This window comes from Variovorax sp. GW821-FHT09D04 (assembly GCF_059416405.1).
Window position 1 is genome coordinate 171,903 of sequence record NZ_JBWKPA010000009.1, and the last position, 20,650, is coordinate 192,552.

The window sequence follows — 20,650 nt, forward strand, 5'->3', positions numbered from 1 at the left end:
CCTAACCAGCGCACCGTCCACCGTTTTGCAAGGAGCTTTGAAAACATCGTGGCCATCCTGCAGCAGATCATCGATCGTCGGCTCTCGGGCAAGAACAAGTCCATCGGCAACCGCGAGCGCTTCCTTCGGCGCTACAAGGGCCAGATCCAGGAGGCGGTGCGGCGCGCGGTCAGCGGGCGCAACATCCGCGAGCTGGAGCAAGGCGAAGACGTGACCCTGCCGCGCCACGATGTCTCCGAGCCGGTGTTCGGCCACGCGCGCGGCGGCGACCGCGAGTACGTGCACCCCGGCAACCAGGAATACCTCAAGGGCGATCGCATCGCGCGCCCCGAGGGCCAGGGGGGCGGCGGCTCGGGCAGCGGCGAGGCCAGCGACAGCGGCGAAGGCGAGGACGACTTCGTCTTTCGCCTCACGCGCGAGGAGTTCATGCGCGTCTTCTTCGACGACCTTGCGCTGCCCCACCTCGTGCGCACCCAGATCGCCGAAGTGCCCGAATGGAAGAGCCACCGCGCCGGCTTCACCAGCGACGGTTCGCCCAACAACCTGCACGTGGTGCGCTCGATGCGCGGCGCGCTCGCGCGGCGCATTGCATTGGGCGGCGAACCGCGCAAGGAGCTGAAGCGCCTGGAGGCACACCTCCTGGTCCTGAAAGCGCATCCACAGGTTGAGACCGCGCTGATCCAGAAGGAAATCCGCGAGACCGAGGATCTCATTGCCGAGCTGCGCCGCACCATGCGGCACGTGCCCTACATCGACCCGATCGACCTGCGCTACCGCAACCGCGTGAAGACGCCCGTGCCCAGCGCCAAGGCCGTGATGTTCTGCCTCATGGACGTGTCGGGCTCGATGGACGAGGCGCGCAAGGACATGGCCAAGCGCTTCTTCATGCTGCTGTACCTGTTTCTCACACGGCACTACGAGCGCATCGACCTCGTGTTCCTGCGCCACCACACGCAGGCGCAGGAAGTGACCGAGGAAGAGTTCTTCCACGCCACAGAGACCGGCGGCACCGTGGTGTCGAGCGCGCTGGTGCTCATGGACGAGATCATCAAGGCCCGCTACGCCAGCGGCGAATGGAACGTGTACGGCGCCCAGGCCAGCGACGGCGACAACTGGCACCAGGACAGCGGCCGCTGCCGCGAACTGCTGGTCGACAACATCCTGCCCGTGGTGCGCTACTACGCCTACGTGCAGGTGGCCGAGACCGAGCAGAACCTGTGGCAGGAGTACCAGCAGCTCGAAGGCGTGGCGCCCAACTTCGCCATGCGCAAGGTGTCGGACGCGCAGGACATCTACCCGGTGTTCCGCGACCTGTTCAAGAAGGAAGGGGTGCCCGCATGATCACCACCGAACGCCCTCCCGGGGCCCCTGTCCTGCCGCGCAGCACCGACCTGCCCACCTCCCGCCTCGAGCGCCTGCCCAGCCCGTCCGACTGGACCTTCGAGCTCATCGAGACGTACCACACCGAGATCGCCAAGACGGCGAGGAGCTTCGGCCTGGACACCTACCCGAACCAGCTCGAGGTGATCACGGCCGAGCAGATGATGGACGCCTACGCCAGCGTGGGCATGCCCATGATCTACAGGCACTGGTCGTACGGCAAGCAGTTCATTTCCACCGAGAAGAACTACAAGCGCGGCCACATGGGGCTGGCCTACGAGATCGTCATCAACTCCGATCCGTGCATTGCCTACCTCATGGAAGAAAACACCATGGCCATGCAGGCCCTGGTGATCGCGCACGCGGCCTACGGCCACAACAGCTTCTTCAAGGGCAACTACCTGTTCCGCATGTGGACCGACGCGTCGTCGATCATCGACTACCTCGTCTACGCGCGGCACTACATCGCCGAGTGCGAGGAACGCCACGGCCTCGATGCGGTGGAAGACCTGCTCGACTCCTGCCATGCGCTCATGAACTACGGCGTCGACCGCTACCGCCGTCCGCAGAAGCGTTCGCTGGCACAGGAGAGCGCGCAGCGCACCGACCGCGAGCGCCACATGCAGCAGCAGGTGAACGACCTGTGGCGCACGCTGCCGCGCAAGAGCGAACAAGCCGCCGAGTCGGAAGCCGCGCGCCGCTTTCCGCCCGAGCCGCAGGAGAACCTGCTCTACTTCATCGAGAAGAACGCCGCCCTGCTCGAGCCGTGGCAGCGCGAGGTGGTGCGCATCGTGCGCAAGATCGCGCAGTACTTCTACCCGCAGCGCCAGACCCAGGTCATGAACGAAGGCTGGGCCACCTTCTGGCACTACACGCTGCTCAACACCATGTACGACCGCGGCCAGCTGGACGACGGCTTCATGATGGAATGGCTCAGCTCGCACACCAGCGTGGTGTTCCAGCCGCCTGTGGGCCACCGCGCCTACAGCGGCATCAACCCGTATGCGCTGGGCTTCAAGATGTTCACCGACCTGCGCCGCGTCTGCGAAAAGCCGACGGACGAAGACCGCCGCTGGTTCCCCGACTTCGCGGGCACCGACTGGGTCAAGACGCTCGACTACGCGATGCGCAACTTCAAGGACGAGAGCTTCGTCGGCCAGTTCCTCAGCCCGAAGACGATGCGCGATTTCCGCCTGTTCTCGATCCGCGACTACCAAAGCGAATCGGAGCTCGAGGTGTCGGCCATCCACGACGACAGCGGCTACCAGGCTTTGCGCGAATCACTGTCACGCCAGTACGACATCGGCAACCGCGAGCCCGACATCCAGGTCTGGAGCGTGGCCACGCGCGGCGACCGCTCGCTCACGCTGCGCCACACGCAGCGCAACAACCTGCCGCTGAACGACAACGCCGAAGAAGTGCTGAAGCACGTCGCAAGGCTCTGGGGCTTCGACGTGCACCTGGAAAGCGTCGACAGCGCAGGCCGGGTCAGCCGCAGCTGGAAGGCTGCCGCACCCAAGCAGACCTACTGAGACGCTGCGATACAAAGAGAGCGGCTGTCTATCAGCCGTTCACCCCAGCAGAGCGTGCCCTCGTGCGCAGGGCACCGGGTGCTTCCCGCAGCGAAATCAAGGAGGAGCCGAAGGCGGGGGACATTCGCGGAGGGAAGTACCCGGTGTCCTGCGGACGCCCCCGAAGGCAACCTCAGGGAACCAGCGCAGCAATCGCCAGCGTGTACCCCTTCACCCCCAGCCCCACGATGATCCCGCGCGCCGCAGGCGAGATGTACGAGTGGTGGCGAAACTCTTCCCGCGCATGCACGTTCGAGATGTGCAGCTCGATCAGCGGCACGCTCGCCCCCTTGATGGCGTCGTGCAGTGCAATGGATGTGTGGGTGTAGGCCCCCGGGTTCATCACCACGCCCAGCATGTTCCCGGCAGCCACTTCGCGGCCCGCCTCCTGAACCCAGTCGATCAGCACGCCTTCGTGGTTCGACTGGCGGCACTCGATCTCGACACCGAGTTTCGCGCCCGTCTCCTTGCACAGGCGTTCGACGTCGGCGAGCGTGTCGCGGCCGTACTGTTCGGGCTCGCGCGTGCCGAGCAGGTTGAGGTTGGGGCCGTTGAGGACGAGGATTTTCTTCATGATGGATCGGTGAAGGAAGCTGGCGGATGCAGGAAGAAGAAAGCCGATTATGGTCGCGCCGCCGACCGCGCCCGGCGCGCGGAAGGCGACACCGCCGCGGTCGACCCCACGTAGTGGTTGTACGAGCCGATGTCCGCCACGCAGCGCGCCATCAGGTCGACGAACGCCCGCAGTTTCTGCCCCATGTAGCGCTGCCGCTGGTAGGCGCAGTACAGCCGCCGCGCCTCCGGCGGCCACTGCGGCAGCACCGGCACCAGCACGCCCTGCGCCACCTCGGGCCCGGCGAAGAACACCGGCAGCGGCGCGATGCCCAGGCCGTCGATGCAGAAGGTCTTCATCACCCAGTGGTCGTTGGTCTCGAAGACCGGCTCCGTGCGCACCACGTGGCGCCCCGAGGCCTGCTGCGACACCAGCCGCAGCGGCGACGGCGGGCCCGAGGGCTCGCGCATCGCGATCATCCGGTGCTGCGCCAGCGCCTCGGGCGTGTGTGGCGTGCCGTGCCGCGCCAGGTACTGCGGGCTGGCGTACAGGCCGTAGGCCAACCGGCCCAGCAGCTTGGCGACCAGGTCCGGCAGGTCGGGCGGCGCCGAGCCCACATAGCAGTCGACCTCGCCGATCTGCGGGGCCTGCGCGCCGTTCGCCACGTCGAGCTGGCAGCGCACGTTCGGGTGCGATTCGAGAAAGATCCGCACCACATGGCAGACGAAGGAGGTGCTGAACTGCGTGTCCGACAGCAGCGTGAGCCGCCCCGACACCCCGCCCGTGAGCTCCTGCACCTCGGTGCGCGCCGTTTCCAGCCGGCCGCTCACCTCGCCGAGCAGCCCCTCGCAGCGTGCGAAGAACGCACGCCCAGCTTCCGTGGGGGCGATGCGGCGCGAGCTGCGCAGCAGCAGCTGGGCGCCGAGCAGTTCCTCCAGCCGCGTGAGCTGCCGGCTCAGCGTCGCCTTCGACACGCCCGACAGGCTCTCGGCCTTGGTGAGGCTGCCGCTCTTCATCACGAGCACGAAGGCCTCGACCAGCGCGAGGTCGATGCGCCCTGCGGTCATGGACGCCACCGCCGCGCGGGCCGTCGTTGCAGGAATGAAAAGGAGCGTCTTGGCATGGGGCTTTCATCGGTGCGGCGGACACGCTACGGTAGGCGGCACCGCCGACAAGGGCATGGCCGATGCTATGCCGATTCGCGGCGCCCTTTCCCGCTGCCCCACGATCAAGACCCATGAACCCTTCCGCCACCTGGCACCCCGTCACGCCCTCCGCCGAGGTGCGCGCCGGCGCCAACATCGTCGCCGGCTTTGCGCAAGGCCAGGAGCTCGCGCTGTGGCGCGCGGCCGATGGCTCGCCGCAGGCCTGGGAGAACCGCTGCCCGCACCGCAGCGTGCGCTTCACGCTCGGCCAGGTGACCGGCGGCGACCGCCTGGCCTGCGCGTACCACGGCTGGCAGTACGAGGCCGGCAGCGGCACCTGCGTGCGCATCCCGGCGCACCCGGCCATGCAGGCGCCGCGCAACGTCTGCGCCAAGGTGTTCGCCACGGCGGATGCGGCGGGCATGCTGTGGGTGCGCCTCGCGGCCGACGGGCCGTCTGCGCCGGCCGAGCTGGCCGACGCCGTGCCCGCCGGCTGGCACCTCGCCCGCACGCTGACGCTGCGCGCGGCCGCGTCCGAGGTGCGCGCTGCGCTGGCGCCGCATGGCTTCGCACCGACAGGAACGCCCGATGCATGGCAAGGCACGCTGGGCGAATCGCCCGTCGCCGCGCTGCTGCTCGACGCCCAACCGCAGCTGAGCTTCCTGCACCTGTGGACCGACGCGGCCCCCGGCTCCGACGCGATGGCCCGGGTGCACCGCGCGGCGCGCCAGCTGCGCAGCGACATCGAAGCCGCCGCCTCGCACTGAACAGGAAGAAAGAAGCAACATGCCCTTCGTCACCGACGATCCCAACATGCTCGACGACTGGCTCGTCGTCGGCCCCGTCGGCGGCTTGCCACGCACGGTACGGCTGCTCGGCGAAACCCTGCAACTGCAGACCGACGCCGACGGCACGCCGCACGCCCGGCTCGGCACCGACGCGCTGACCGTGCAATCGCGCTACGGCTTCCTCTGGGTCTGCCCCAGCGGCCGCCCGGCGCGCCCGCTGTTCGCCTTCCCCGAATACGACGAACCCGGCCGCCGCATCGTCGACTGCGGTGGGCTCGGCGTGGCCGTGTCGGGCTTGCGCGTGATCGAGAACTTCCTGGACATGGCGCACTTTCCCTTCGTACACCCCGACTACCTCGGCAAGGTGCCGCACACCGAAGTGGCCAAGTACAACGTCGAGGTCGACGCCGCCACCGACGAGATCTGGGCCACCGACTGCCGCTTCTGGCAACCCCGCGCCTCCGCCGCCCACGACACGGGCAGCGAGGTGTTCTACAAGTACCGCGTGATGCAGCCCTTCTCGGCCATGCTCTACAAGTCGAGCCACCGGCCCGACAAGCTCGACGCCATCGGCCTCTTCTTGCAGCCGGTGGACGACGAGCACGTCATCGCCCACACGCTGCTGGCCTACTTCGACGACGTGTCGACCGACGCCGAGCTCATCGCCTTCCAGCACACCATCTTCGGACAGGACAAGCCGATCCTGGAGAACCACGCCTTCAAGCGCATGCCGCTCGAAGGCCGCGCCGAAACGCCCACGCGCGGCGACACCACCTCCGTCACCTACCGCCGCTGGCTGCGCGAGCGCGGCATGCGCTTCGGCACCGCGAGGGCCGCCGCATGACTGTCCAGCTCTACGACTACCCGCTCTCGGGCAACTGCTTCAAGGTGCGGCAGATGCTGCTGTGGCTCGGCGTGGACCACGCGAGCGTGCCGGTCGACTTCCATCCGGGTCGCGAACACAAGTCCGCACGATTCCTCGCGCAGATCAACCCGCTCGGCCAGCTCCCCGTGATCGACGACGAAGGCTTCGTGCTGCGCGACGCGCAGGCCATCCTGGTCTACCTCGCGAGCCGCTACGACGACGCACGGCAGCGCTGGTACCCCGCCGACCCGAAGCTGCGCGGCCAGGTCGCGATGTGGCTCGCCATGGCCGACGAGATCACGCGCACCGCCTCGGCCGCCCGGCTGCACGACGCGCTGGGCTACACGCACCTGGACATCGAGACCTGCCGGCGCGGCGCGCGCGCGGCCTTCCGCGTGCTCGACGACCATCTGGCCGAGCAGCACGCCGCCACCGGCCTGCGCTGGCTCGTGGCGGCGCCCGAGCCGACCATTGCCGACCTCGCCTGCTTTCCGTACGTGGCGCTGGCGGGCGAAGGCGGCATCTCGCTCGACGAGTTTCCCGCGTTGCGCCGCTGGGTCTGGGACTTTCGTCACCTGCCGGGCTTTGTGGGCATGTCGGGTATCTTCCCGGCTGGCCCCGCCTGAAGGCTCGCCTGAGTATCCTTGTCCCCCTCCGCTCTCTGAAGAACCGAATCCCATGAAAACCAAAGCCGCCGTCGCCTGGCAAGCAGGCCAACCCCTGACCATCGAAACCGTGGACCTCCAGGGCCCCAAGTTCGGTGAAGTGCTGGTCGAGATCAAGGCCACCGGCATCTGCCACACCGACTACTACACGCTCTCGGGCGCCGACCCCGAAGGCATCTTTCCCGCCATCCTGGGCCATGAAGGCGCGGGCATCGTGGTCGACGTCGGCCCCGGCGTCACCACGCTGAAAAAGGGCGACCACGTCATTCCGCTGTACACGCCCGAATGCCGCCAGTGCAAGTTCTGCCTGAGCCGCAAGACCAACCTGTGCCAGCTGATACGCGGCACGCAGGGCAAGGGCCTCATGCCCGACGCCACCAGCCGCTTCAGCCTCGACGGCAAGCCCATCTTCCACTACATGGGCACCAGCACCTTCAGCAACTACACGGTCGCGCCCGAAATCTCGCTGGCCAAGATCCGCGAAGACGCGCCCTTCGACAAGGTCTGCTACATCGGCTGCGGCGTCACCACCGGCATCGGCGCGGTGATCTTCACGGCCAAGGTGGAAGCCGGCGCGAACGTCGTGGTGTTCGGCCTGGGCGGCATCGGCCTGAACGTGATCCAGGGCGCCAAGATGGTGGGCGCCGACAAGATCATCGGCGTCGACCTGAACCCCGAGCGCGAAGCCATGGCCCGCCAGTTCGGCATGACGCACTTCATCAACCCCAAGACCACCGAGAACGTGGTCGACGCCATCGTGCAGCTGACCGACGGCGGCGCCGACTACAGCTTCGAGTGCATCGGCAACACGCAGGTGATGCGCCAGGCGCTCGAATGCACGCACAAGGGCTGGGGCCGCAGCATCATCATCGGCGTGGCCGAGGCCGGCGCCGAGATCAGCACGCGCCCGTTCCAGCTGGTCACCGGCCGCAAGTGGGAAGGCTCGGCCTTCGGCGGCGCGCGCGGACGCACCGACGTGCCGAAGATCGTCGACTGGTACATGGAAGGCAAGATCAACATCGACGACCTGATCACGCACACCATGCCGCTGGAAGACATCAACAAGGGATTCGACCTGATGAAGCGCGGCGAATCCATTCGTGGCGTGGTCCTGTACTAAGCCCGAGGAGGCGCCCGCCATGAACCGCATGGAACCCCTGCGCACCATCGAAGCGGGCGTCCTCGAGATCGCCTATTACGAAGCCGGCCCCGCCGACGGCCCGCCCGTGCTGCTGATGCACGGCTTTCCGTACGACATTCACACTTACGCCGAAGTCGCGCCGATGCTGGCCGATCAAGGCTGCCGCGTGATCGTGCCGTACATGCGCGGCTACGGCGCCACACGCTTCCTCGCCGACGCCACGCCGCGCTCGGGCGAACAGGCGGCCTTCGGCGCCGACCTGCTCGCGCTGCTCGACGCGCTGAAGATCGAGCGTGCCGTGCTCGCCGGCTACGACTGGGGCGGCCGCGCCGCCTGCGTGGTGGCGGCGCTGTGGCCCGAACGCTGCGCGGGGCTGGTCTCGCTCAACAGCTACAACATCCAGAACATCGCCAAGGCGATGGAACCCGACACGCCCGCCAACGAGCACAGTCTCTGGTACCAGTACTACTTCCACAGTGAACGCGGCCGCGCCGGCCTCGCGAAGGACCGCAAGGCCCTCACGAAGCTGCTGTGGCAGCTGTGGTCACCGACATGGCGGTTCGACGACGCCACCTTCGATCGCAGCGCCGCCGCCTTCGAGCACCCCGACTTCGTGGACGTGGTGATCCATTCGTACCGCCACCGCTTCGGCCTCGTGCCCGGCGACCCGGCCTATGCCGACATCGAACGCCGCCTTGCCGCGCAGCCGACGATCACCGTGCCCGCCATCACCTTCGACGGCATCGACGACGGCGTGCGACCGCCCGCCGATGCCTCGGCCCATGCGCACCGCTTCAGCGGACCGCGTTCGCACCGCCTCGTGCCCGGCGCAGGCCACAACCTGCCGCAGGAAGCACCGCGCACCTTCGCCGACGCCGTGCTCGAACTCGTGCCCGCGCTGCGCAGCCAGACGATCTCTTCTTCATGACCGACACCGCCCCCACCCTTCTTTCCGAACACCACGCCTTCGGCGGCGTGCAGCGCTTCGTCGAGCACCCCTCGCACGAGATCGGCCTGCCGATGCGCTTCTCGGTCTACCTGCCGCCGCAGGCCGCGCACACGCGCGTGCCCGCCCTGCTCTACCTTGCCGGCCTGACCTGCAACGAAGAGACCTTCGCGGTGAAGGCCGGCGCGCAGCGCATGGCCGCCAGCCTGGGCGTTGCGCTCATCGCGCCCGACACCAGCCCGCGCGGCACGGAACCCGAAAGCCTGCCGGGCGCAAAAGACAGCTGGGACTTCGGCATCGGCGCCGGCTTCTACCTCGACGCCACCGCCGAGCCCTGGGCCACGCACTGGCGCATGGAAAGCTGGATCGTGCACGAGCTGCTGCCGCTGGTGGCCCGCCACTTTCCCATCGACGGCGAGCGCATCGGCATCTTCGGCCACTCGATGGGCGGCCACGGCGCGCTCACGCTGGCGCTGCGGCATCCGGGGCGCTTCAAGTCGCTCTCGGCCTTCGCACCGATCTGCGCGCCCACCCAGTGCCCGTGGGGCCAGAAGGCCTTCGCCGGCTACCTGGGTGAACCGGGCGACGACCGCGCGCAGTGGCTCGCGCACGACGCCAGCGCGCTGATGCAATCGCAGACCGTGGCGCCCTATCCGCAGGGCATCCTCATCGACCAGGGCCTGGCCGACAAATTCCTCGCCGAGCAGCTGCACCCCGAGGCCTTCGAGGCCGCCTGCTTCGCCGCCGGCCAGCCGCTCACGCTGCGCCGCCATGCGGGCTACGACCACGGCTACTACTTCATCCAGAGCTTCATGGCGGACCACATCGCGCACCATGCGCAGACGCTGAACGGCTGAGCACAAAGGGGTGCGGTCCGCACCCGGCGTGGCTATCATGGTCCGCATGTCCGCTGCCCAGATTCCTGCCTTCCAGCTGCGCTCGCGCGATGGCGGCGCCGAAGAGAACATGGTGCTCGCGGGCATCTGGCGCCGTGCCTGGGTGTCGGCCAACCGCAGCGCCGTCCACGTCGAGCCCATCGGCCACTGGCTGCGTCGCGTACAGACCGAATTCATCCCGCCCGCCGACGTGGTGCTGGCCGAGCGCGACGGCCAGGTACTGGCCTTCATGGTGCTGCTCACGGCGCGCGAGTACGTGGCTCAGCTGTTCGTCGAACCGCACCTGCGCAGCCAGGGCCTGGGCAAGGCGTTGCTCGACGAGGCCTGCGTGCGCATGCCGCACGGCTGGCGGCTGCACGTGGCCGTCACCAACACCGAGGCGCAGCGCTTCTACGAACGCTACGGCCTCGTGCGCGGCGTGGTCGACCGGCACCCTGGCAGCGGGCGCGAACGCATCGCCTACCATTGGTCGCCCACCCGCGCGCCCTGGCGCACGGGCTGACACCCTCCGCACTTCCTTCCTGCCCCATGCGCATCCGCATCGACCACATCGCCCTCTGGACCACCGACCTCGAACGCTGCAAGCGCTTCTACGTCGACTACTTCGGCGCCACCGCCGGCGCCGGCTACGTCAATCCGGCCAAGGGCTTCGCCTCGTGCTTCCTGAGCCTGGGCGACGGCGCGCGCATCGAGGCCATGACGACGAGCACCCTGTCTCCCGTGGTCGCCGAGGCCGGTGCGCAGCGCATGGGCTGGACGCACCTGGCGATCTCGGTCGGCTCCGACGCCGAGGTCGATGCGCTCACGCAGCGGCTGAAGGCCGACGGCTATCCGCTGCTCGACGGACCGCGCCGCACCGGCGACGGCTACTACGAGAGCGTGGTGCTCGACCCGGACGGCAACCGCATCGAGATCACGGCATGAGTGCGTTTGTTCAAAGCCTGCACGAGACCTTCGAGCGCCTCGGCCGCATCGAGACCCGCCGCATGTTCGGCGGCCACGGCGTGTGGCACGAGGGCCGCATGATCGCGCTCGTCGCCAAGGACACGCTGTACCTCAAGGCCGATGCCGGCAGCGCCGCGCACTTCGATGCGCTGAACCTGCCGCCCTTCACCTACGTGCGCGAGGGCAAGGAGATGCCGATGTCGTACCGCCTCGCGCCGGCCGACCTGTTCGAAGACCGCGAGGAAGCCGCGCGCTGGGGCCGCCTGGCCTACGAGGCTGCGCTGCGTTCGGGCCAGCCGCCGAAGCCGAAGAAGCCCAAACCCAAGACAACCCCCAAGGCCGCGAAGGCGAAGACCCGGTGAACGCCCCCCACAACAACAGCCACCGGCTCCCGCCCCTTCCCGAACGTGAACAGATCGCGCTGCTCGACCCCTTCGACAGCCTCGACCTGAAAGACATCGTGGTCGTCACCTCGCTCGCCGAAGCCGAGCGCGCCGCGGGCGAATTGCTCGACGCCGGCGTGGCGGGCTTCGACACCGAGTCGCGCCCCACCTTCGCGAAGAACGAAGTGTCGACCGGCCCGCACGTCGTGCAGTTCGCCACGCGCGACACGGCCTGGCTGTTCCAGCTGCACCGCGACGAATGCAACCCCGTGGTCGCGGGCCTGCTCGCGTCCACCGAACTGCGCAAGGTCGGCTTCGGCCTTTCGAGCGACCTGTCGCTGATCCGCCTGCGGCTGGCGATTGCGCCGCAGGCCGTGTTCGACATCGACGACGAGTTCCGCCGGCGCGGCTACCGCCGCTCGGTGGGCGTGAAGACGGCGGTGGCGCTGATGTTCAACCGCCGCTTCGCCAAGTCGCGCAAGGCGACCACCTCGAACTGGGCGCACAAGCAGCTCACCGAGTCGCAGATCCGCTACGCGGCCAACGACGCCTATGCGTCGCTGCGCGTGTTCGACGCGCTCTTCCCGAACGGCTGACCGGGCGCCTTCCGTCAGTCGCGCCCCGCTTCGAGGATCGCCTGCGCCAGCCGCTGCGGGTTCGAGAAGAACATCTCGTGGCTGCCCGGGCACTCCACGAGCCGGAACAACCCCAGCCGCTCCGACAGCCGCGGATGCCACGGCAGGCTGTGCGGCAGCGCCGTGTCCTGCTGGCAATTGACGTACGACTTGCCCAGCGCCAGCGCCGCCAGCGGCTGCTTCAGCTGGATCTTGTCGGTGAAGGTGCGGTACGGGTGCGGGTTGAGCTTGTCGTAGGCGGACTGCGCCAGCGGCAGGTCGGCGTCGTTGATGAAGGCCTCGCGCCAGATCTCGAAGGGCAGCATCACGGCGTTCTTGTTGGCGGCCGCCACCGCGTCGAACATGGTCACGTAATGCGGCGGCACCATGTCGTTGAGCGCCTCGCCGTCGAGCGGCACGAAGGCATTGATGTAGACCAGCCGCCGCAGCCGCGCCGCGATACGGTCGGCCACGCCCGAAATCACCATGCCGCCGTAGCTGTGGCCCACGAGCCGCACCTGCGTGAGGTCCTTGCCCTCGATGAAGCGGACCACCGACGCAATGGCATCGGCCAGGCCGGTGCCCGCGCGGTCGTCGCCGGGGTTGTTGCCCGCCACGGTGGGGCAATGCACGGTGTGGCCGGCCGCGCGCAGGCCGTCGGCCACGGCCTCCATTTCGGCGCCGGTGTGCCAGGCGCCGTGAACCAGAACATAGGTGTCGGACATGGGTGTCTCCTTCGTTGAATGCGTCGTTGGGGGATGAGCCGAAGGCGACTGTAGAAAAAGCGGTACGTCGTGGATGGCCGCTGCCTGCCAGGGCGATGGCCGATTCGTGCCACCGGTCTCTTGGTCTTTCGGGTTGCCTCGATTCAATAATTCAAAGATACTTGAACAATGGAAGAAAACGATGTGGTCCGCGCCCTGGGCGCACTCGCGCAACCCGTGCGCCTGCGGGTGTTCCGTGCCTTGGTGGTCGCGGGGCCCGACGGGCTGACGCCGGGTGCGCTGACCGAAGCGCTGGCGGTGTCGGCCACGGGGCTGTCGTTTCACCTCAAGGAGCTGGTGAACGCGAGCCTGGTCTCGCAGGAGCGCCAGGGGCGCAACCTCATCTACCGCGCGTCGTTCGAGCGGATGAACGGCCTGCTCGGCTACCTCACCGAGAACTGCTGCCAGGGGGAAGCCTGTCTTCCGGCGAGCACCTGCGACTGCTGACCATGAAAGCTTGTGCTGTTGCACGCAGCGTGCGTGCGCTCTGGCGTGCTCCCGCCGACGGGGCACCTTGCTCCGCGAATGTCCTCCGGCCTGCGGCCTCCCCCTTGATTTCGCTGCGCAAGGCACCCCATCGACGTGAGCATGGGGCAGTGCAGTCGTTGATCGGCGCACACCAACAGCGCGTCCCCGTGCGCAGGACACCGGGTGCTTCCCGCAGCGAAATCAAGGAGGAGCCCGAAGGGCGGGGGACATTCGCGGAGGGAAGTACCCGGTGGCCTGTGCACACGCCCTGAACAGAAGAACATGATCCCCGCCCTCCTCATCTTCATCTTCACGCTCGTGCTCGTCATCTGGCAACCACGCGGTTTGGGCATAGGCTGGAGCGCCTCCCTGGGCGCCGTCATCGCCCTGCTCTTCGGCGTGGTGCAGCTCACCGACATCCCCGTCGTCTGGGCCATCGTCTGGAACGCCACCGCGACCTTCATCGCGGTCATCCTCATCAGCCTGCTGCTCGACGAAGCCGGCTTCTTCGAGTGGGCCGCGCTGCACGTGGCGCGCTGGGGACGCGGCAACGGCCGGCGGCTGTTCGCCTTCATCGTGCTGCTGGGCGCCGCGGTCTCGGCCCTCTTTGCCAACGACGGCGCAGCACTGATCCTCACGCCCATCGTGATGGCGATGCTCGTGGCGCTCGGCTTCACGCCGGCCACCACCCTGGCGTTCGTCATGGCGGCGGGCTTCATTGCCGACACGGCCAGCCTGCCGCTCATCGTGTCGAACCTCGTGAACATCGTGTCGGCCGACTTCTTCGGCATCGGCTTCAACGCATACGCCTCGGTGATGGTGCCGGTCAACGTCGCGGCCGTGCTCGCGAGCCTGGGCGTGCTGCTGTGGTGCTTCCGGCGCGACATTCCCGCCCACTACGACATGGCCCGCCTCAAGAAGCCCGCCGACGCGATCCGCGACCGCGACACCTTCCGCGCCGGCTGGGTCGTGCTCGCGCTGCTGCTCGTGGGCTTCTTCGGCCTGGAGCCGCTGGGCGTGCCGGTGAGCGCCGTGGCCGCCTTCGGCGCGGTGATCCTGCTCGCGGTGGCGGCGCGCGGCCCGGTGATCGGCACGCGCCAGGTGCTGCGCGGCGCGCCCTGGCAGATCGTGGTCTTCTCGCTGGGCATGTACCTCGTGGTCTACGGGCTGCGCAACGCCGGGCTCACCGGCCAGATCGCCACGCTGCTGAACCTGTTCGCGCAAGGCGGCGTCTGGGGCGCGGCCATGGGCACCGGCTTTCTCGCGGCGGTGCTCTCCTCGGTCATGAACAACATGCCGACCGTGCTGGTCGGCGCGCTGTCGATCGAGGCCTCAGGCGCGGTCGGCCTCGTGAAGGAGGCCATGGTCTATGCCAACGTGATCGGCTGCGACCTCGGTCCGAAGATCACGCCCATCGGCAGCCTGGCCACGCTGCTGTGGCTGCACGTGCTCGCCAGGAAGGGCATGACCATCACCTGGGGCCACTACTTCCGCATCGGCATCGTGCTGACCCTGCCCGTGCTGGCCGCCACGCTCGCCGCGCTGGCGCTGCGCCTCAGCCTGGGCTGACCCATTTTTCTTTCTTCTTCTCCAACGAGCCTGCCATGAGCGACATCACCATCTATCACAACCCTGCCTGCGGCACCTCGCGCAACGTGCTCGCGCTGATCCGCAACACGGGCGACGAGCCCACCGTCATCGAGTACCTGAAGACCCCGCCCGACCGCGCCACGCTCACACAGCTCATCGCGGCAATGGGCGTGCCCGTGCGCGAGGTGCTGCGCCAGAAAGGTACGCCGTACGACGAACTGGACCTGGGCGATCCGAAGTGGAGCGACGAACAGCTCATCGACTTCATGCTGCAGCACCCGATCCTCATCAACCGCCCCATCGTCGTCACGCCACTGGGCACGCGCCTGTGCCGCCCTTCGGAAGCCGTGCTCGACATCCTGCCCAGGCCGCAGCAAGGCGCGTTCGCCAAGGAAGACGGCGAAGCCGTGATCGACGCGAAAGGCCAGCGTGTCGCCAAGCCCTGATCTGCCACACGTCGACGCCGATGCGTTCCATGTTCCCCGCCTGCAGGAGCTTCTGCCCGCCGAACGCGCCACGCACGCGCCGCGCATCCTGTTGCTGTACGGATCGCTGCGCGAGCGCTCCTACAGCCGCCTGCTGACCGAAGAGGCCGCGCGCCTGCTGCGCGCGATGGGCGCCGAGCCCCGCATCTACGACCCGCGCGGCCTTCCGCTGCCCGACGGCGAACCCGAAGACCATCCGAAGGTGCAGGAGCTGCGCGATCTCGCGCAGTGGGCCGAAGGCATGGTGTGGACCTCGCCGGAACGCCACGGCGCGATGACCGGGATCATGAAGGCGCAGATCGACTGGATTCCGCTGGCCGTCGGCTCGGTGCGGCCCACGCAGGGCAAGACGCTCGCGGTGATGGAAGTGTCGGGCGGCTCGCAGTCGTTCAACGCGGTGAACCAGCTGCGCGTGCTGGGCCGGTGGATGCGCATGATCACCATCCCCAACCAGTCGTCGGTGGCCAAGGCCTTTCTCGAGTTCGACGACGCGGGCCGCATGAAGCCCTCGCCCTACTACGAGCGCGTGGTCGACGTGATGGAAGAGCTGGTCAAGTTCACGCTGCTCACGCGCGACTGCGCGGACCATCTGGTCGACCGCTACAGCGAGCGGCGCGAGAGCGCGGAGGCCCTGTCCAAGCGGGTCAACCTGCGCAGCATTTAGACACAGGGCCGGCAAGCTTCTTGCAACGGGGACGCCCGTTGCCCGGGCAACTCCCATGGCGGCGCGCGGCGCACCCACGTAGATTCCAGCGTAGAAAAAAGCGTCCGTTTCCGTCGCTTTCCCCCACTTTGGCCCCGCAGGAGTGTCCATGGACGCATGGTCGAGTCAGCAACTGTCCCCGCTGTACAGGCGCGAGGTCTTCCGCTCGCGCGAGGCCGAAGAGACGCACGCGCGCGTGGCCCATGAGCTGAAGCCGCACCGCAGCGTGTGGCGCTCGGGCGATGTCGATGCGATCTTCTGCCGCGCCGAGATGAGCGCACTGTCGCTGTGCATCCTGCGCTACGGCTGCGATGTCGACATCGAGCCCGACGCGCTCGGCAACTTCGTGCTGGTGCAGATGCCGCTGCGCGGCCGTGCCGACATCCACACCGGCGGGCAGACGCTGCAGATCCACCCCGGCCAGGGCGCCATCATTTCCGCCCACAAGCCGGTGCGCCTGCGCTGGCACGCCGACTGCGAACAGCTGATGCTGAAGATCGAACTCAGCCGCCTGCAGGAGGTGGCGCGCCATGCCTTCGCGCTGCGCGGCGGCGACACCGTGGGCGAGATCGATTTCGACATGCCCCTGCGCCTGGACGACGCGGCGGGCACGCAGTGGTGCCGCATGGTGGCGAGCCTGGCTTCGCTGCTGCCGCCCACCGAGTTCGAGCGTTACGACCCGCGCTGGCTCGCGCACTGCGAAGACAACCTCATGCTCTACCTGCTGTGCCACCGGCCGAACTCGGTGCTGCAGCGGCATGCCGACGCGCAGCGCGGCAGCGAGGAAACCAGCCTGCGGCAGCTGCGCCGGGCCGAAGAATTCATGCGCGAGCGGCTCGACTCGCTGCTCTCGCTCGAAGACGTGGCACAGGCCGCGGGCGTCACGCGCCGCGGCCTCGCACTGCTCTTCAGGCGCCACCGCGACCTCTCGCCCGGCGAGGTGCTGCGCAACATGCGGCTCGATGCCGCGCACGCGCAGCTGGCGCGGCACGACGGCGCCAGCGTCACCGAGGTGGCGCTGAACTGCGGCTTCTCGCACCTGAGCCGCTTTGCCGCCTGCTACCGCGAGCGCTTCGGGCAGCTGCCGCGCGACACCTCACGCGACCCCGCGCGGCTGCCTGCCGCGCGGCACTGAACACACATCCTCAGGACTTCATCGCGCACTGCGCGGCGGTGCGGTCCTGGTAGCGCTCCAGCACGGTGCCGATCACCTTGTTGGCGATGCGCCCGCTGCCGTCCTTGGCGACCACGCGCAGGTAGTAGTTCTGGATCGGGAAGTTGTTGGGGCCGTAGCGGAAATCGCCGCGCACCGACTTGTAGTTCGCCGCCTTGATCGCCTTGAGCAGCGCGGGCTTGTCGGCCACCTTGCCGCCGACGTCGCGCACGGCCGCATCCATCGCCATCAGCACGTCGTAGGCTTGGCCGGCATAGAACGACGGGTTGCGCCCGTTGTTCTGCTGGCGGAACGCGGCCACGAAGCGCTGGTTGGCCGGGTTGTCGAGGTCGAACGACCAGTGCGCGGTGTTGAAGAGGCCCAGCATCGGCTCGCCGACGGCGGGGATCATGTCCTCGTCGGCCGAGAAAGCGGTGGAGATCAGCGCCACGTCTTTCGACAGCCCCGCGCCGACGAACTGCTTGATGAAGCTCACGCCCATCGCACCGGGCAGGAAGAAGTACAGCGCATCGGGCTTCGACGCACGAATCTGCGCCAGCTCCGCCGAGTAGTCGAGCTGCCCGAGCTTGGTGTACAGCTCGTCGCCCACGGCGCCCTTGAAGGTGTGCTTGAAGCCGTTGATGGCGTCCTTGCCGCCGGGGTAGCTGGGCGCGATCATCGCGACCTTCTTGAAGCCCTTGTCGCTCGCGAACTTGCCGGCCGACTCGTAGTACGCGTCGTTCGGGTACGAGGCGCCGAAGAAGTACGGGTTGCAGCGCGCGCCCGAATAGTCGCTCGGGCCGGTGTTGCTCGACAGATAAGGCACCTTGGCGGCGAAGAGCGGCGGGCCGACGGCCAGCGCGACCGACGAGCCGACGGGCCCGGTGAACAGGTCGATCTTGTCGCGCAGCAGCATGCGCTCGACCACCTGGCGCGCCATCTCGGGGTTGCCGGCCGTGTCGGCCTCGACGAACTCCACCGGCACGCCGCCGAGCTTGCCGCCCAGCTGCTTCATCGCCACGGCGAAGCCGGCCTTGGCCTCGGCGCCGCCGACGGCGAACGGGCCGGACAGGTCCATCGCCAGGCCGACTTTCACGGTCTGCGCCTGCGCGGGTAAAGCCAGCGCGCCCACCAGGACGGTGAGCGCGCACAAGACGGATCGGGGCGTGGCCTGCGACATGAAAGGTCTCCTCGGGGTGAGTTCGTTGAACGTGGGGGGGGCAGCAAATGCAGGGCGCAGTCTCTGTGCGGCGGCGACGCCCCGCTATCCGTTTCGTGCGGCGCAAACCGCTGCACGAAATGGACAGACAACGCCCCGGCGCGCTCCCCAGAATCGCCGCCGACCCCACCACTTCGAGAGACGAACCGATGAGCGACACCATCGACATCCCGGCCGGCGACGGCACCCAGACCTTTGGCGGCTACCTGGCCCTGCCGGCCTCGGGGCGCGGCCCCGGCATCGTGCTGTGCCAGGAGATCTTCGGCGTCAATGCCTACGTGCGCGAGGTGGCCGACCTCTACGCCGAAGAAGGCTACGTGGTGCTCGCGCCCGACCTGTTCTGGCGCATGGAGCCCGGTGTCGATCTGGGCTACTCGCCCGAAGACTGGCAGCGCGCCTTCGGCTTCTTCCAGAAGTTCGACATCGAAGCCGGCGTGGCCGACGTCACGGCGAGCGTGAAGGCGCTGCGCGCGCACCCGGCCTGCACCGGCAAGGTCGGCGCGCTGGGCTTCTGCCTCGGCGGCAAGCTGGCCTACCTGGCCGCCGCGCATTCGGGCGTGGACGCGGCCGTGGGCTATTACGGCGTGGGCATCGAAGGCGCACTCGACCTCGTGCCGCAAATCAAATGCCCGATCGCCCTGCACTTCGCCGAGCTCGATCAGTTCTGCCCATCCGAGGCCCGCGCCCAGGTGCTCGAAGCCTTCGCCGGCCAGCCCGATGCGCAGATGCATGTCTACCCTGGCGTCGACCATGCGTTTGCGCGCACCGGCGGCGACCATTTCGACAAGCCCTCCACGCTCATGGCGCACCAGCGCTCGATGGCGCTGTTCAAGGACGCGATCGGCCCGGTGTACGACCTCTCGGCGCTGTGGGACAAGCACTGCGAGTACGAGTTCGCCACGCGCGACGTGGTCGCCACCATGGCCACGATGGTGAGCGAGCCCTACGTGAACCACATCCCGACCATGACCGGCGGCGTGGGTGCCAAGGAGCTGTCGCGCTTCTACAAGCACCACTTCATTCCGAGCACACCGCCCGACACGCGACTCACGCCCATCTCGCGCACCGTGGGCGCGACGCAGATCGTGGACGAGATGCTGTTCAGCTTCACCCACACGGTCGAGATCGACTGGCTGCTGCCGGGCATCGCGCCCACCGGCAAGCCGGTGGAGATTCCGCTCGTGGCCATCGTGAAGTTCCGCGGCGACAAGCTGTACCACGAGCACATCTACTGGGACCAGGCCAGCGTGCTGGTGCAGATCGGCCTGCTCGATCCGAAGGGCCTGCCCGTGGCCGGCGCCGAGACGGCACGCAAGCTGGTCGACGAGACGCAGCCGTCGAACACGCTGATGCCGCGCTGGGAAAAATCGACCGGCCTCACCATCGCCGACCCGGCGCTGCCCTTGGGATGAGCGGCGCCTCCGACATGCTGGCGCTGGTCGTGGACGCGGTCACGCCGCTCACGCCGGCCATCAAGGCCTTCGTGCTGCGCTCGGCGAATGGCGAGCCGCTGCCGCCGTTCACGCCGGGCGCGCACCTGGGCGTGCAGGTGGTGCAGGCCAACGGCCACCCGGGTCAGCGTGCCTACTCGCTCGCCAAGCCGCACGACGGCTCCGACCGCTGCGAGATCGCGGTGCTGTGCGAGCCCCAGGGCGCGGGCGGCTCGGCCTGGATGCACGCGCTGCAACCGGGCACCGCGCTGGCCGCGCACGCACCGCGCAACGACTTCGCCTTGCACGCGGGCAGCGCGCCGCCGCTGCTCATTGCCGGCGGCATCGGCATCACGCCGCTGCTGTGCATGGCGCGCTCGCTCGCGGTCGAAGCGCGCCCCTTCGAGTTCGTCTACGCCACGCGCAGCGAAGAAGCCACGGCCTACCTGCACGAGGTTCGCGCGCTCGGTGGCACCGTGGTGCACGACGGCGGCGACCCGGCACGCGGCCTCGACCTGCGCGCGCTGCTGGCCGCGCCCGTGCCCGGTCGCCACCTGCATGTGTGCGGTCCGCGCGGCATGGTGCAGGCCGTGGTCGACACCGCCCGCGCGCTCGGCTGGCCCGACGACCACGTGCATTTCGAACTCTTCGCCGGTGCCATCGAGCAGGCGGGCGACGCGCCCTTCGAGGTGCGCACGCTGCGCTCGGGCAAGACGCTGACCGTGGCGCCCGACCAGAGCCTGCTCGACGTGCTCATCGCCGCGGGCCTGGACCCGCTGTACGACTGCCGCCAGGGCGACTGCGGCGTGTGCGTGGTGGACGTGGTCGAGGGCGTGCCCGACCACCGCGACCACAACCTCAGTCCGCGCGAGAAGGCGGACGGCAAGACCCTGTGCACCTGCGTGTCGCGCGCCAAGACGCCGCACCTGGTGCTCGACATCTGACG

The 20,650-nt window shown here is 68.4% G+C and carries 23 protein-coding genes; 19 read left to right on the forward strand and 4 right to left on the reverse strand.

The window, feature by feature from the left end; genetic code table 11:
- The first annotated feature begins 48 nt into the window (after positions 1-48).
- A complete protein-coding gene (locus AC07O4_RS24745; RefSeq protein WP_070059680.1) occupies positions 49-1,341 on the forward strand; it encodes a YeaH/YhbH family protein in 1,293 nt (430 codons plus the stop codon).
- Positions 1,338-2,912: a SpoVR family protein gene (locus AC07O4_RS24750; RefSeq protein ID WP_223301264.1), complete on the forward strand. Its 1,575-nt coding sequence runs from the start codon at positions 1,338-1,340 to the stop codon at positions 2,910-2,912. The genes AC07O4_RS24745 and AC07O4_RS24750 overlap by 4 nt, the downstream gene beginning before the upstream one ends.
- Positions 2,913-3,084: 172 nt before the next feature.
- Here the strand turns inward: AC07O4_RS24750 and aroQ are convergent, their stop codons facing one another.
- A complete protein-coding gene (gene aroQ / locus AC07O4_RS24755; RefSeq protein WP_062470706.1) occupies positions 3,085-3,525 on the reverse strand; it encodes a type II 3-dehydroquinate dehydratase in 441 nt (146 codons plus the stop codon).
- 47 nt (positions 3,526-3,572) lie between these two features.
- Positions 3,573-4,571: a LysR family transcriptional regulator gene (locus tag AC07O4_RS24760; protein WP_495305912.1), complete on the reverse strand. Its 999-nt coding sequence runs from the start codon at positions 4,569-4,571 to the stop codon at positions 3,573-3,575.
- Between the two features lie 170 nt (positions 4,572-4,741).
- On the opposite strand from AC07O4_RS24760, the gene AC07O4_RS24765 reads away from it, so the two are divergent.
- Genes AC07O4_RS24765 through AC07O4_RS24810 form a run of 10 tightly spaced genes read left to right on the forward strand, consistent with a single transcriptional unit; the run spans position 4,742 to position 11,874 of the window.
- Positions 4,742-5,416 carry a Rieske 2Fe-2S domain-containing protein gene (locus AC07O4_RS24765; RefSeq protein WP_495305913.1) on the forward strand — a complete coding sequence of 225 codons (675 nt, stop codon included), beginning with the start codon at positions 4,742-4,744 and terminating at the stop codon, positions 5,414-5,416.
- 19 nt (positions 5,417-5,435) lie between these two features.
- On the forward strand, positions 5,436-6,281 hold the full coding sequence (locus AC07O4_RS24770; protein WP_495305914.1) for an aromatic ring-hydroxylating dioxygenase subunit alpha: 846 nt from the start codon (positions 5,436-5,438) through the stop codon (positions 6,279-6,281).
- Positions 6,278-6,928, forward strand: coding sequence for a glutathione S-transferase family protein (locus tag AC07O4_RS24775; RefSeq protein ID WP_495305915.1), 651 nt, complete (start codon positions 6,278-6,280; stop codon positions 6,926-6,928). The genes AC07O4_RS24770 and AC07O4_RS24775 overlap by 4 nt, the downstream gene beginning before the upstream one ends.
- A gap of 52 nt (positions 6,929-6,980) precedes the next feature.
- Positions 6,981-8,087, forward strand: coding sequence for an S-(hydroxymethyl)glutathione dehydrogenase/class III alcohol dehydrogenase (locus tag AC07O4_RS24780; protein ID WP_070059685.1), 1,107 nt, complete (start codon positions 6,981-6,983; stop codon positions 8,085-8,087).
- 19 nt (positions 8,088-8,106) lie between these two features.
- Complete coding sequence (locus AC07O4_RS24785; RefSeq protein WP_495305917.1) at positions 8,107-9,036, forward strand: alpha/beta fold hydrolase; 930 nt, start codon at positions 8,107-8,109, stop codon at positions 9,034-9,036.
- Positions 9,033-9,911, forward strand: a complete 879-nt coding sequence (fghA, locus tag AC07O4_RS24790; RefSeq protein ID WP_495305919.1) for an S-formylglutathione hydrolase — start codon at positions 9,033-9,035, stop codon at positions 9,909-9,911. Before AC07O4_RS24785 ends, fghA begins: the two co-directional genes overlap by 4 nt.
- Before the next feature lie 46 nt (positions 9,912-9,957).
- A complete protein-coding gene (locus AC07O4_RS24795) occupies positions 9,958-10,452 on the forward strand; it encodes a GNAT family N-acetyltransferase (RefSeq protein WP_223301265.1) in 495 nt (164 codons plus the stop codon).
- A 26-nt stretch (positions 10,453-10,478) separates the two neighbouring features.
- The gene (locus tag AC07O4_RS24800) at positions 10,479-10,874 is read left to right on the forward strand and encodes a VOC family protein (RefSeq protein ID WP_307637958.1); all 396 of its coding nucleotides are present in this window, start codon (positions 10,479-10,481) and stop codon (positions 10,872-10,874) included.
- On the forward strand, positions 10,871-11,257 hold the full coding sequence (locus tag AC07O4_RS24805) for a TfoX/Sxy family protein (protein ID WP_159272631.1): 387 nt from the start codon (positions 10,871-10,873) through the stop codon (positions 11,255-11,257). The genes AC07O4_RS24800 and AC07O4_RS24805 overlap by 4 nt, the downstream gene beginning before the upstream one ends.
- Positions 11,254-11,874: a 3'-5' exonuclease gene (locus AC07O4_RS24810; RefSeq protein ID WP_495305920.1), complete on the forward strand. Its 621-nt coding sequence runs from the start codon at positions 11,254-11,256 to the stop codon at positions 11,872-11,874. The genes AC07O4_RS24805 and AC07O4_RS24810 overlap by 4 nt, the downstream gene beginning before the upstream one ends.
- A 14-nt stretch (positions 11,875-11,888) precedes the next feature.
- Here AC07O4_RS24810 and AC07O4_RS24815 read toward each other — a convergent pair whose 3' ends face one another.
- On the reverse strand, positions 11,889-12,617 hold the full coding sequence (locus AC07O4_RS24815) for an alpha/beta fold hydrolase (protein ID WP_495305921.1): 729 nt from the start codon (positions 12,615-12,617) through the stop codon (positions 11,889-11,891).
- Positions 12,618-12,785: 168 nt separating this feature from the next.
- Between AC07O4_RS24815 and AC07O4_RS24820 the strand changes: the two genes are divergently transcribed.
- From AC07O4_RS24820 to AC07O4_RS24840, 5 genes are all read left to right on the forward strand, one after another.
- Complete coding sequence (locus tag AC07O4_RS24820; RefSeq protein WP_354347296.1) at positions 12,786-13,103, forward strand: ArsR/SmtB family transcription factor; 318 nt, start codon at positions 12,786-12,788, stop codon at positions 13,101-13,103.
- Between the two features lie 303 nt (positions 13,104-13,406).
- Positions 13,407-14,693, forward strand: coding sequence for an arsenic transporter (locus AC07O4_RS24825; protein ID WP_495305922.1), 1,287 nt, complete (start codon positions 13,407-13,409; stop codon positions 14,691-14,693).
- A 35-nt stretch (positions 14,694-14,728) separates the two neighbouring features.
- Complete coding sequence (gene arsC, locus AC07O4_RS24830) at positions 14,729-15,160, forward strand: arsenate reductase (glutaredoxin) (protein ID WP_495305923.1); 432 nt, start codon at positions 14,729-14,731, stop codon at positions 15,158-15,160.
- Positions 15,144-15,863 (forward strand): arsenical resistance protein ArsH, encoded by a 720-nt coding sequence (gene arsH / locus AC07O4_RS24835; RefSeq protein ID WP_307637953.1) that lies wholly within the window; start codon positions 15,144-15,146, stop codon positions 15,861-15,863. The genes arsC and arsH overlap by 17 nt, the downstream gene beginning before the upstream one ends.
- Positions 15,864-16,011: 148 nt before the next feature.
- Positions 16,012-17,037 (forward strand): AraC family transcriptional regulator, encoded by a 1,026-nt coding sequence (locus AC07O4_RS24840; protein ID WP_495305924.1) that lies wholly within the window; start codon positions 16,012-16,014, stop codon positions 17,035-17,037.
- A 10-nt stretch (positions 17,038-17,047) separates the two neighbouring features.
- Here the strand turns inward: AC07O4_RS24840 and AC07O4_RS24845 are convergent, their stop codons facing one another.
- On the reverse strand, positions 17,048-18,235 hold the full coding sequence (locus AC07O4_RS24845) for an ABC transporter substrate-binding protein (RefSeq protein WP_489057511.1): 1,188 nt from the start codon (positions 18,233-18,235) through the stop codon (positions 17,048-17,050).
- Positions 18,236-18,423: 188 nt separating this feature from the next.
- On the opposite strand from AC07O4_RS24845, the gene AC07O4_RS24850 reads away from it, so the two are divergent.
- Both AC07O4_RS24850 and AC07O4_RS24855 read left to right on the forward strand, forming a co-directional pair.
- Positions 18,424-19,686, forward strand: a complete 1,263-nt coding sequence (locus AC07O4_RS24850) for a dienelactone hydrolase family protein (protein WP_495305925.1) — start codon at positions 18,424-18,426, stop codon at positions 19,684-19,686.
- Complete coding sequence (locus AC07O4_RS24855; RefSeq protein WP_495305926.1) at positions 19,683-20,648, forward strand: PDR/VanB family oxidoreductase; 966 nt, start codon at positions 19,683-19,685, stop codon at positions 20,646-20,648. The genes AC07O4_RS24850 and AC07O4_RS24855 overlap by 4 nt, the downstream gene beginning before the upstream one ends.
- The last annotated feature ends 2 nt before the right edge of the window (positions 20,649-20,650 follow it).